We start from the raw sequence: 11252 nt of genomic DNA on the forward strand, positions 1-11252 counted from the left end.
CGGTGCTGTTTCTGCCGCCGCAGAACATCGGTTTTTCGGTTGAACATACGAACTATGCGGGCACCTTGAGCCTGCAGCCGGCCACGCTGATTGCACTGTGGACGGAGCTGGGCGCCTGCGTGGCGCGCGCCGGCATCAGGAAGCTGCTGCTGCTCAACGGTCATGGCGGCCAGGTCAGCGTGATGGACATCGTTGCGCGCGAGCTGCGCATCCGGCATGACCTGCTGGTCTACAGTGCCAGCTGGTTCGGGCTGGTGGACGATGCGGCCAACCAGCAGTTCTGTGCGCATGAGCATCGCTTCGGCATTCACGGCGGCGAAGTGGAGACCTCGATGCTGCTGCACCTGGCGCCCGAGACCGTGCATATGGAACGTGCGCAGAACTTCGCTTCCAGCTCTGAGCAGCGGGCCGGAAAATACCACTTCATCGGCAATGGCCGCAGCGCCAAGCTGGGCTGGGCCATCGAGGACTACAACCCGGCCGGAGCCGTGGGCAACTCCGCCGCCGCGACGGCCGAGCGTGGCGCGGCCATGGTGCGTTCATCGGCGCAGGGCCTGGTGAGGTTGCTGGGCGAAATTCATGACCTGCCCCTGGGCACGGTGGGAAACCAGCCGCAGCCGCTTTGAATTCAGGAGCTTTTTACGCAAGAACAGCCTGCATTTGCAGGCTGTTTTGTATTGAAAATCAATGATTTCAAGCGCTATAAGCTACTGAAAGCATAGCTCTCAGTGTCACTGTTTCGGAATCTTGGCCGTGGTGATGACATCGCCCCAGCGCTTGATTTCCGACTGCAGCAGCTTGGCGGTCTGCTCGGGAGTGCTGGCCTGGGCCTGCACATTGAGCTCGCGCAGCTTCTTGGCGACCTCGGGGTTGTTGACGGCGGCGTTGATCTCCTTGTTCAGGCGCGCGATCACGGGGGCGGGCGTCTTGGAGGGCGCAGCCAGCGCATTCCAGGACGAGGCCACAAACCCCTTGACGCCGGACTCCTGGGCCGTGGGCACATTGGGCAGCAGCGGCGAGCGCTTCTCGCCCGTCACCGCGAGCAGGTTCACGGCCTTGGAATTGATCTGGCCCATGATGGGCGTGAGAATTTCCACGGCTGCATCGATCTGCTTGCCGCGCAGCGCGGTCACCACGGCGGGCGTGCCGTTGAAGGGCACGATCTGCGCATCGATGCCGGCCGTGGTCTTGAACAGCTCTGCCGCCAGGTGCTGGGTGCTGCCCACATTGATGCTGCCCAGATTCAGCTTGCCGGGATTGGCCTTGGCATAGCTCACGAGTTCGCCCAAATTCTTGAAGGGCGATTTGGCATCGGTGATGACGCCGATGTCAAAGTAGCCCAGCGTGGAGATGGGCGTCAGGTCCTTGACCATGTCGAAGGGCAGATTGTTGAACAGATTCACCGTGACGGCGCTGCCGTTGGACATGAGAAACAGCGTGTGGCCGTCGGGCGCCGACTTGGCCACGGTGTCGGCCGCCACGATACCGCCCGCGCTGGGCTTGTTGTCGATGACCACGGGCTGGCCGAGCTGGGTGGACAGTTGCTGGGCCACGACACGGGCCGTCACATCGGCCACGCCGCCGGCCCCGAAGGGAACGACGATGCGGATGGGGCGGTTGGACAGGCCTTCGGCCTGGGCGGTGGCGGCAAATCCGCTCAGCAGGGCAGCCCCCGCTGCGGCGCTGATCAGGGATTGGGTAAAACTGCGGCGTTTCATGCTTGTCCTTCTGTCTGAAACTTTTATCCCGAGAGTGTGCCGCCGAAAGATGCCCGGAGGCAGCCGCAAAGCGTTCTGTCTGCTATGCCGCACAGGTATGGCTAGTTACCGCTTGCTTGCAGGGTATCCAGTCCCCAGTGATGCATGGCCTCGCGCACGATCAGCAGGGCGGCTGCATGCTCGGGGGTCTGCGGCAGCTGCGGATCGGCATGACCTGGCTGCTGGGCCTGGCGCGCCAGCAGCTCGAACAGGTTCTCGATGGCCTCGCGTGACGCCTGGGTGGCTTGCGGGTCGGCTGTGGCGCCATGGATCAGTTGCCGCAGCAGCGGGTCTGTCGTTTGCAGCAGGCTGGCTCCTGCAGGCAGCCAGCGCCCGGCCGGCATGACGGCATCCTCGACATCGGCAATCGCGTTTTCCAGCATCAGCGCATTGGGCATGCGGTGGGCAAAGGCCTTGGCCAGGGTGGCGATGCCGATGGGCAGCCGGTGCTGCTGCGCGCCTATGTCAAGCGTCAGCGCCGTATCGCCAAGACTGAGAAAGATGGAGTCCATTGCGGCTTTGTAGCACTTTGCGTTGGCCGGCTCCGGGCCTGAGGGGAGTCAGGCGCTGGTGATCCAGCTTCTGTATTCGGCGCTATCGAGATGGTTGAGCGTGTTGAAGCTTTGCAGCATCAGGCGCTTGGGACTGATGCTGAACTCCGTCACGGCAATATTGCGCAGTCGCATATTGAGGGCGATGGTCACCTCGGGTGCGGTGCCAAGCACTTGCCCCACGGCAGTGGAGATGGGGCCGCCGCTGCTGACCAGCAGCACGTTCTGGCCGCTGTGCTGGTGGCGTATCTCCTCGAGCACCTGGTGCACGCCGTCCGCAAAACCGTTCCAGTCAGGCATGCCGACCGGGCTGATGGTGCCTCCCATCCATTGCGCCAGTGCGTCGCACAGCAGGCGGAAATGATGGCGGTACAGCTCGGGCGTATCTGGCCTGGGCAGGGGGGCCGGGTGGATGGCGCGCAGCAGGGCTTCGCTGTCGTACTCGTTGAGTCCGGGCCGGCTTTGTGCCTCGGGGCTGGAAGCGCTGCCCATGCCCTGGACGATGCCGGCCAGCGTCTGCTGATGGCGCTTGAGCGTGCCCGCATAGACGGCGTCGAACTTCAGACCTCGCTCACGCCAGTATTCACCCAGACGCACGGCCTGTTCCTGGCCGCGTGGGCTGAGCTGGTCGTAATCATCCGCGCCAAACGAGGCCTGGCCATGGCGCACAAGGTAGAGGTTTCCCATGGCGCGGATGTTGGGCCTTGCCCGCTTGCGGCGCTGTCATGCCTGCGACCTGCTGGCGCTTGGGCGACAGCGCCGGGATGCCTATTTCCGCAGCCGACATCCGGATTGGCGTGCGGGCAGAGCATGCCTCTCGGTTAAGATAGTTGAGAGCTATTCTCAAAAACATAAAAACACGCTCCGCTTTCGATACTGGTTCACGGATCTCCTGCACTTGGCTGGCAGGAGACTTGCCGGTTTCGAGGCGGAGCGTGTTTTTTTATGCCTGTTCACCTCCTGGAGCCCTTCATGTTTCGACGACCCCTGTTTGCACTGGCCGCCGTTGCCAGCCTGTGCGCCCCTGCGCTGTCCGCCCACGCCGAGGACATCACGCTCTACACCACCCGTGAACCGGCACTGATCCAGCCCTTGCTGGCGGCCTTCACGGCGCAGACCAAGATCGGCGTGAAGACGGTCTTCGTCAAGGACGGCCTGCTGGAGCGCGTCAAGGCCGAAGGCCAGCGCTCGCCTGCCGATGTGCTGATGACGGTGGACATCGGCAATCTGGTGGATCTGGTGGACGGCGGCGTGACCCAGCCCGTCAAGTCCAGCGTGCTGGAGGCGGCCATTCCGGCCCAGCTGCGCGCCGCAGACAACCAGTGGTTTGCGCTGTCCATGCGGGCCCGTGTGCTGTATGCCGAAAAGGACATGAAGATCGGCGCCTTCCGCTATGAAGACCTGGCCAAGCCCCAGTTCAAGGGCAAGGTCTGCAGCCGTGCAGGCCAGCACCCCTACAACACGGCGCTGATCGCCGCCATGATCGCCCATGACGGCGAAGCCAAGACCGAACAGTGGCTCAAGGGCGTCAAGGCCAATCTGGCGCGCAAGGCCACGGGTGGCGACCGCGACGTGGCGCGTGACATTCTGGGCGGCATCTGCGATGTGGGCCTGGCCAACACCTATTACGTGGGCCATATGAAGGCGGCCAAGGAAGGTACGGACGCACGCAAGTGGGGCGATGCCATCAAGGTCGTCAAGCCTACTTTCAACGATCCCAAGAGCGGCACGCATATCAATATCAGCGGCGCCTCGGTGGCCAAGTACGCGCCCAACCGCGATCAGGCCGTGAAACTGCTGGAGTTCCTGGTTTCCGAGCCGGCCCAGAATATGTACGCCCAGGCCAACTACGAGCACCCTGTGCGCAAGGGCGTGGCGCTGGACCCCGTGGTGGCCCAGAGCATTGGCGAGATCAAGATCGATCCGCTGCCGCTGACCGAGATTGCCAAGCACCGCAAGGCTGCCAGCGTGCTGGTCGACAAGGTGGGATTCGACAAGTAAGCACCCCTGAGCGGCGTTGCCTGGGTGGCCCCGCCGCTTCCCCTCTCTCTACGCGCTGCGCGCTAGGGGAGGGGACGACAGCATCGCTGCGGGGCGGCCCTTGCTTGCTGTCCCTTGCTTAGGAGCATGCTTGTTTTAGCATTGCGCTCCTGCTTAAGCCCCTTTGCTGGGGCATGTCTGTTTCTGGGCGTTGGTCTTGGCGTGATCGCTTTGTCTTGATGTTTTCTTATCTTCGTTCAGGGCTCAGGCCCGTCGGGCCGGTGTGGCAGGGCGCAAGCTGGTTGATTGCGCTGGGGGTGTTTGCGCCCATTGCCTCGCTGGCCTGGCTGGCGCTGGGCTCGGACTGGGCGCACTGGCAGGATCTGCTGCGCTATGTGCTGCCCGATGCCGCAGCCAATACAGCCTGGCTGCTGGGCGGGGTGGGCCTGGTGGTGCTGGTGGTGGGCACGGGCTGCGCCTGGCTGGTGACGGCCTGTGATTTCCCGGGACGGCGCTGGCTGCACTGGGCGCTGCTGCTGCCGCTGGCCATGCCGGCCTATATCGTGGCCTTTGCCTATCTGGATCTGCTGCACCCCATAGGCCCGGTGCAAGGGGCGCTGCGCTGGTTGCTGGGTTACGACAGCCCGCGTCAGTGGCGCCTGCCCGATCTGCGGTCCATGGGCGGTGCGATCTTCGTGCTGGGGTTCACGCTCTACCCCTATGTGTATATGACGGCACGGGCCATGTTCATGACCCAGCCGGCGCATCTGATGGAGGCGGCTCGCTCGCTGGGTGAGACACGTTGGGGTGCTTTTTGGCGCGTGGCCCTGCCCATGGCGCGACCGGCGCTGGTCGTGGGCCTGAGCCTGGCGTTGCTTGAGACGCTCAACGATATCGGTGCTTCCGAGTTTCTGGGCGTGCACACGCTCACGGTATCGATCTACACCACCTGGGTCACGCGCTCCGATCTGGCTGGTGCCGCGCAGATTGCCTGCTCCATGCTGCTGGCCGTGGTGGCCCTGGTCTGGCTGGAGCGTCAGGGCCGCAGTCGCCAGCGCTTTGGCTCGGCCCAGCGCATGAGGGCCATAGCGCCGCACCGTCTGCCTGCAGGCAAGGCCTGGCTGGCCACGCTGGCCTGCAGCCTGCCGGTGCTGATCGGCTTTGCCGCGCCGGCGGCCTATCTGGCCTGGGAAAGCGGCAAGCGTCTGCTGCAGGGCTCGGGCGTCTCCGAGGGCCTGGTCTCCAGCCTGCTCAACACGCTGGGGCTGGCGCTGGGCGTCACCGTGATTGCGGTGGCAGCCGGTCTGGTCATCGCCTGGGCCACGCGCACCGGCATCAGCACCCGAGCGCCGTCGCGCTGGCCTGCGCAGGTGGCGGCGCTGGGCTATGCGGTGCCGGGCACGGTGCTGGCGATTGGTTTGCTGACTCCCGCGTTGGCGCTGGATGCGGGGCTGGCCAGCCTGTTTGGTGCCAAGGGCTTGCCGCTGATGGGTCTGGGCGTGGTGCTGGTCGCGGCTTGCGTAATTCGCTTTCTGGTCATGCCTGTGGGCGGGATCGAGGCCGGTCTGGCGCGTATCCCGCCGACGCTGGAGCAGGCCTCGCGCCTGCTGGGCGAAAGCCGCCTGGGCACGCTGCGCCGCGTACACCTGCCGCTGCTGCGGCCCGCCATGGCCACCAGTGCCATGCTGGTGTTTGTCGATGCCATGAAGGAGCTGCCGGCCACCTTGCTGCTGCGCCCGGCCGATTTCGATACCCTGGCCACCTGGCTCTATGCCGAAGCCGCGCGCGGCACCTATGAGGAGGGCGCGATCGCCGCGCTGTGCATTGTGGTCGCGGGGCTGGTTCCCGTCATGCTGCTGGCGCGTGCCCAGCTGTCGGGTACTCAGCGATGAATATGCATGAAAATAGGCTCAAGCGCTTATGGGCATTGCGCAAGCAGCTATTGAATATGAATAGGATGAACAGGACTTGTGCAAACAAGAATGCAGCAACGGTCGGCCTCCCGAGGCAGTCGTCCTGCCCGAACCTGTTTGCCCAAGTCTTGACGAAGTGACTGCATGACCGCCTCTCTACAAATTGCGCAGCTGCAACTGGGCTATGAAACGCCTACGGGTCTGCACACCGTGCTGCAGGGCTTTGATCTGCAGGTGCCTGCAGGTCATATCGCCAGCCTGCTGGGGCCCTCGGGCTGCGGCAAGACCTCCGTGCTGCGTGCGATCGCGGGCTTCGAGCCGGTGCATGCGGGCAGCATTCATCTGGGCAAGGTGCTGCTCTCCGGCCCCGGCACGCATCTGCCTCCCGAGCAGCGCCATGTGGGCATGATGTTCCAGGAGTACGGGCTGTTCCCGCACCTGACAGCCGCACAGAACGTAGGCTTCGGCCTGCGCCGTATGGGCAAGGCAGAGCGCGACAAACGTGTGCAGGAGCTGCTTGCCATGGTGGGGCTGGCGAATTCAGGTAGCAAGTTCCCGCACGAGCTGTCGGGCGGCCAGCAGCAGCGGGTGGCGCTGGCCCGCGCCCTGGCGCCGTCCCCGGCCTTGCTGCTGCTCGATGAGCCATTTTCGAACCTCGATGCCGCCACGCGCGAGCGCCTGACGCTGGAGGTGCGCGACATTCTGCGGTCTGCCGGACAGACGGCGATTCTGGTCACGCACAACGCGCAGGAGGCCGAAACCATGGCCGACCAGATCTGCAGGATGACGCCGGCTCAGCCCTGAGCCGGCCCTGAGGTCTAAAGCAGGACGCGGCCTGAGGTGACGGTCACGGTGTGGCCGCCCACCCAGAGCTTGCCGTTGGCGGCGGTCTGCACATGAACCTGTCCGTCACGACCGACGCAAATGCCTTGAGCGGCGATATAGGGCGTCTGCAGCAGACCGTCGCCCGTCAGCCATTGGGCCAGCGCTGCATTCAGGCTGCCGGTGACAGGGTCTTCGCTCGCTGTCTCACCCACCAGGGCGCGCACTTCCAGACGCGGCTGAGCTGAAGTCACTTTCTCTTGAGCGGCTTCTTCAGCCTGCTTGGCAAAAGCGCGGGCCTCGCGGCTGGAACGGCCAATCAGCGGGGCATCCTCTGCCACCTCATAAATGGCTGCCAGACCGGCTTTGGTTCCCAGCTTTTTGAGCGCTCCAAAGTCCGGCTCCACACTCAGAACCGTATCGGGGTGGTCGAGCAGCAGGCCCAGCCAGGGTGAGCCGTTATGGAGGCTACGTGCCATCAGCAGCTGCTCACGCTGCAGGCCCAGCGCCTGCAGTACGGGGGCCAGCTCCTCTTCGGAAATTTCCTGGGAGTCGAGCGAAGGCGCTTCGAAAAACAGCGCACCTTGCGCATCGCAGCCAATGGCTACCAGGCCTTTTTTGCACTCCTGAAGCACCTGCTCGGGGTTGCGCGGCTGGCCGCCCTGGGCCAGCCAGGCATGGCAGCTGCCCAGCGTGGGGTGGCCGGCAAAAGCCAGCTCGCCCGCGGGCGTGAAGATGCGCAGCTGATAGTCGGCGCCCGCAACCAGCCCCTCGGGCGTGGGCTGCAGCACAAAAGTGGTTTCCGACAGATTGGTCCAGCGCGCAAAGGCCTGCATCTGGGCCTCGCTCAAGCCATCGGCACCCAGCACCACGGCCACGGGGTTGCCGAGCAGCGCGGTGGTCGTGAACACGTCCACGGTCATATAGGGACGAGAGAGAGGGCTGGTATGTGCGGAGGCAGACATGGGCAGCGATTGTCGGCAAAAAGAAAAACCGGCGCAGGGCCGGTCGATGTGGCATTTCACATGCCATGGAGTATCAGAGACAGCGAGGAAGCGCCGCAGCGCACCGAGGCTGTCGTCCCCCTCCGGCGCAAAGCGCCAGAGAGGGTGAGGTGGCAAAGCCGCTCAGGGGGCCTTCAGATCAGAGGCTGGCCTTGATGGCCTCGGCCAAAGATTTGATGCCGACGTTGATCTGCTCGGCAGACACCGTCACATAGGACAGACGCAGCGTGTTGTTCTGCGCATCGCCGGCGTAGAAGGGGGCGCCGGGCACAAAAGCCATATTGCGCTCCACGGCCTTGGCCAGCAGAGCCTGGGCGTCCATGCCTGCGGGCAGCTTGACCCAGAGGAACATGCCGCCCACGGGGCGTGTCCACTTCACGTCGAGACCGGCCATTTCGCGCTCCAGGGCCATCAGCATCACATCGCGCTGGGCCTTGTACATGGCGCGGATGGTCGGCACATGGCGGTCCAGAAAGCCGTCCTTGATGACCTCGGCCACCACGCGCTGGTTGAAGCTGGGGGTGTGCAGGTCGGCCGCCTGCTTGGCCTGGGTCAGCTTGCCGTACACGGACTTGGGCGCGACGATGAAGCCGATGCGCAGGCCAGGGGCCAGCACCTTGGAGAACGAGCCCATGTAGATCACGCCCTCGGGGTTGCGTGCAGCCAGGGGCAGGGGAGGCTCCTGTTCGTACCAGAGGTCGCCGTAGGGGTTGTCCTCGATGAGGGGAATGTCCAGCTCCCTGGCCTTGTCGACCAGAGCCTGGCGGCGCGCATCGCTCATGGTGCGGCCGGTGGGGTTCTGGAAGTTGGGCAGCACATAGGCCAGGCGAGCCTTGTCGGCACCGCTGCCGATCTGCTTGGCAAAGTCCTCGATCAGCATGCCTTCGTCATCGCTGTCCACGCCCACGGCTACGGGCTCCATGGGAGTGAAGGCCTGCAGGGCGCCCAGGTAGGTGGGCTTTTCGACCAGCAGACGGCTGCCCTTGTCCAGGAACACCTTGCCGATCAGGTCCAGTGCCTGCTGGCTGCCGGTGGTGATCAGGATCTGCTCGGGATCGACGCTCCAGGGCAGGAAGTCGGCAATCGCCTGACGCAGCGGGGCAAAGCCTTCGGTGGTCGAGTACTGCAGGGCTGCGGCACCGTCACGCTGCATCACGGTCTGGCAGGCTTCGGTGAACGCGTCCAGGGGGAAGGCCTTGGGGGAAGGCAGGCCGCCAGCCATGCTGATGATGCCGGGGCGGTCGGTCAGCTTGAGGATCTCGCGGATGGCGGAGGAATTCATCTTGGCAGCACGTTCTGCCAGCGTCCAGGTTGTCATAAAACAGTACTCGATCTCTACGTTGCCAGCCCGGGCAGGGCTGGCCGGTGTGCATTCTCACGCCATTGTCGGGCATGTGCCGGCCCGAGCTTGGGGCTCGGGATGCAATCGCTGCGGCGCGCAAGGCGCCGCAACTATGCACCAGCAGGTGGGGCTTATTGTGTCGCGGCCGGTTTGCCTGTGTGGGCTGGCGGGCAATTGCGACGGTGTGGTCTGCAGTCGGTGAGGCCGCAGACCGTGACCATAGCCCTGTGTGGAGGGCGGCCAAGAGAGGTTGATTGACTCAATATACGCTTGAGACCATTACAGTACCTATACAGACAGTCTCACAATTATGGCTTCTGTATTGGTATTCGCTTCAATACAGTTCGCTGCACATCACCATGTCCATCTCCCTGTCCCGCCAGGCGGCCCTGACCCTGACCCAGCAACTGGCCGAGCGTCTGGCCGAACGTATACGCACCAGGCTGCTGCCCGCAGGCGCGCGCCTGCCTTCGGTGCGTGAATGTGCGCGCCAGCAGGGCGTGAGTCCGTACACGGTGGTGGCCGCCTACGACCTGTTGCAGGCCCAGGGACTGGTCGAGGCCAGGCCGCAACGCGGCTTCTTTGTGCGAGATATTGTGCAAAATCCGCTTCAAACGCAGGAGGGTAAAGCGCAGATAGCTATCAATGAGGGAGCGGTCAATACCCCGGTAGGCATCCCGCCGGGCACGCGCATCAACGCCACCATGCTGATCCGCGGCATGTTTGTGGAGAGCGTGGCCGGCAAGCCCCAGCCCGGTGCCGGTGTGCTGCCCGCCGAGTGGCTGGATGCCGGCTTTCTGGTGGCGGCCATGCGCAAGGTCACCAGCGGGCAGGCGCTGCGCGAATCGCTGGTGCGCTATGGCGAGCCCATGGGCGACAGCCGGCTGCGCGAGGCGCTGGCGCGGCGCATGCAGCGCATAGGCATCGCGGCGGGGCCGGGCCAGATCATCACCACCCTGGGCGCGACCCAGGCACTGGACATCGTGAGCCGGGCCCTGTTGCAGCCCGGCGATCCGGTGATGGTGGAAGAGCCGGGCTGGGCGGTGGAGTATGCGCGCCTGGCCGCCATGGGCATGCGCGTGCTGCCGGTACCGCGCGGACCCGAGGGGCCGGACATGGCGGTGATGCAGCGCTATTGCGAGACCATGGCCCCCAAGCTCTATGTGAGTGTCAGCGTGCTGCACAACCCCACGGGCTACAGCCTGAGTGCGGCCAGCGCCCATGAGGTGCTGCAGATGGCGCAGCGCCATGGCTTCTATGTAGTGGAGGACGATAGCTACTGCCATATTGCCCCCGATCACGCGCCACGCGTGTCGGTGCTGGACCGGCTGCAGCGCAGCATCTACATCAGCGGCTTTGCCAAGGTGCTGGTGCCCAACTGGCGCCTAGGCTATCTGGCGGCGCCGCCCGAGCTGGTCGAGCGACTTCTGGACACCAAGCTGCTGTCCACCCTGTCCACGCCGACTCCCATGGAGCAGGCCCTGGCCCTGTGCATGGAGCAAGGCCAGCTGCGCCGCCATGCCGAGCGGCTTCGCCAGCATCTGGCCCAGGCGCGAATGCGCAGCGTGGCGCTGGCCCAGGCTGCCGGTTGCCGTTTTGTGGCCGAGCCTGCGGGCATGTTCGGCTGGGTGGATACCGGTGTGGATACCGAGGTGCTGACCCAGCTGCTGCTGGATCAGGGCTACATGATTGCCCCGGGCGCCATGTTCCATGCCAGCCGGGGCTCCAGTACCTGCATGCGCATCAATTTCGCGACCACGCAGGACGCCGCTTTCTGGCGGGTCTTCGAGCGAGCGGTGGCCCAGATGCGGGCCCAGGCACAGAAGTTGTAGAACGTGTTGACGATCTCCTCGCGCCACGACAGAGGGTTTGCGGGATGGGAT

10 protein-coding genes are annotated in these 11252 nt (G+C 64.7%); 5 read left to right on the plus strand and 5 right to left on the minus strand.

Annotation, left to right across the window (positions count from 1 at the left end; all coding sequences use genetic code 11):
- A partial coding sequence (locus ACLBXN_RS21800) for a creatininase family protein (RefSeq protein WP_447613543.1) occupies positions 1–626 on the plus strand: 626 nt, incomplete at its 5' end.
- A gap of 105 nt (positions 627–731) precedes the next feature.
- Here the strand turns inward: ACLBXN_RS21800 and ACLBXN_RS21805 are convergent.
- The 3 genes from ACLBXN_RS21805 to ACLBXN_RS21815 form a co-directional block, all read right to left on the minus strand.
- Positions 732–1718 carry a Bug family tripartite tricarboxylate transporter substrate binding protein gene (locus ACLBXN_RS21805; RefSeq protein WP_447613544.1) on the minus strand — a complete coding sequence of 329 codons (987 nt, stop codon included), beginning with the start codon at positions 1716–1718 and terminating at the stop codon, positions 732–734.
- A 101-nt stretch (positions 1719–1819) separates the two neighbouring features.
- Positions 1820–2269 (minus strand): hypothetical protein, encoded by a 450-nt coding sequence (locus ACLBXN_RS21810; RefSeq protein WP_447613545.1) that lies wholly within the window; start codon positions 2267–2269, stop codon positions 1820–1822.
- A gap of 48 nt (positions 2270–2317) precedes the next feature.
- Positions 2318–2995, minus strand: a complete 678-nt coding sequence (locus tag ACLBXN_RS21815) for a histidine phosphatase family protein (protein ID WP_447613546.1) — start codon at positions 2993–2995, stop codon at positions 2318–2320.
- Positions 2996–3280: 285 nt separating this feature from the next.
- On the opposite strand from ACLBXN_RS21815, the gene ACLBXN_RS21820 reads away from it, so the two are divergent.
- The 3 genes from ACLBXN_RS21820 to ACLBXN_RS21830 all read left to right on the plus strand — a co-directional run bounded on the left by ACLBXN_RS21820 (position 3281) and on the right by ACLBXN_RS21830 (position 7005).
- Positions 3281–4309: an extracellular solute-binding protein gene (locus tag ACLBXN_RS21820; RefSeq protein WP_211459848.1), complete on the plus strand. Its 1029-nt coding sequence runs from the start codon at positions 3281–3283 to the stop codon at positions 4307–4309.
- A gap of 218 nt (positions 4310–4527) precedes the next feature.
- Positions 4528–6180 (plus strand): ABC transporter permease, encoded by a 1653-nt coding sequence (locus tag ACLBXN_RS21825; protein WP_447613547.1) that lies wholly within the window; start codon positions 4528–4530, stop codon positions 6178–6180.
- A gap of 165 nt (positions 6181–6345) precedes the next feature.
- Positions 6346–7005, plus strand: coding sequence for an ABC transporter ATP-binding protein (locus tag ACLBXN_RS21830; protein ID WP_447613549.1), 660 nt, complete (start codon positions 6346–6348; stop codon positions 7003–7005).
- Positions 7006–7019: 14 nt separating this feature from the next.
- On the opposite strand, the gene ACLBXN_RS21835 is transcribed toward ACLBXN_RS21830, so the two are convergent.
- Together ACLBXN_RS21835 and ACLBXN_RS21840 are read right to left on the minus strand one after the other, a co-directional pair.
- Positions 7020–7946 (minus strand): PhzF family phenazine biosynthesis protein, encoded by a 927-nt coding sequence (locus tag ACLBXN_RS21835; protein WP_447613593.1) that lies wholly within the window; start codon positions 7944–7946, stop codon positions 7020–7022.
- 220 nt (positions 7947–8166) lie between these two features.
- Entirely contained in the window at positions 8167–9345 is a 1179-nt protein-coding gene (locus ACLBXN_RS21840) for an aminotransferase-like domain-containing protein (RefSeq protein ID WP_034378009.1), read from the minus strand.
- A 383-nt stretch (positions 9346–9728) separates the two neighbouring features.
- Between ACLBXN_RS21840 and ACLBXN_RS21845 the strand changes: the two genes are divergently transcribed.
- Positions 9729–11201, plus strand: coding sequence for an aminotransferase-like domain-containing protein (locus tag ACLBXN_RS21845; protein ID WP_447613550.1), 1473 nt, complete (start codon positions 9729–9731; stop codon positions 11199–11201).
- Positions 11202–11252: the final 51 nt, after the last annotated feature.

The organism is Comamonas sp. C24C (genome assembly GCF_053345995.1).

Bases quoted from the DNA above. Each gene is read 5' to 3' on its own strand.
- ACLBXN_RS21815 (WP_447613546.1), bottom strand. From the start codon at position 2,995: ATGGGAAACCTCTACCTTGTGCGCCATGGCCAGGCCTCGTTTGGCGCG.
- ACLBXN_RS21845 (WP_447613550.1), top strand. From the start codon at position 9,729: ATGTCCATCTCCCTGTCCCGCCAGGCGGCCCTGACCCTGACCCAGCAA.
- ACLBXN_RS21810 (WP_447613545.1), bottom strand. From the start codon at position 2,269: ATGGACTCCATCTTTCTCAGTCTTGGCGATACGGCGCTGACGCTTGAC.
- ACLBXN_RS21805 (WP_447613544.1), bottom strand. From the start codon at position 1,718: ATGAAACGCCGCAGTTTTACCCAATCCCTGATCAGCGCCGCAGCGGGG.
- ACLBXN_RS21820 (WP_211459848.1), top strand. From the start codon at position 3,281: ATGTTTCGACGACCCCTGTTTGCACTGGCCGCCGTTGCCAGCCTGTGC.
- ACLBXN_RS21825 (WP_447613547.1), top strand. From the start codon at position 4,528: ATGTTTTCTTATCTTCGTTCAGGGCTCAGGCCCGTCGGGCCGGTGTGG.
- ACLBXN_RS21830 (WP_447613549.1), top strand. From the start codon at position 6,346: ATGACCGCCTCTCTACAAATTGCGCAGCTGCAACTGGGCTATGAAACG.
- ACLBXN_RS21835 (WP_447613593.1), bottom strand. From the start codon at position 7,946: ATGACCGTGGACGTGTTCACGACCACCGCGCTGCTCGGCAACCCCGTG.
- ACLBXN_RS21840 (WP_034378009.1), bottom strand. From the start codon at position 9,345: ATGACAACCTGGACGCTGGCAGAACGTGCTGCCAAGATGAATTCCTCC.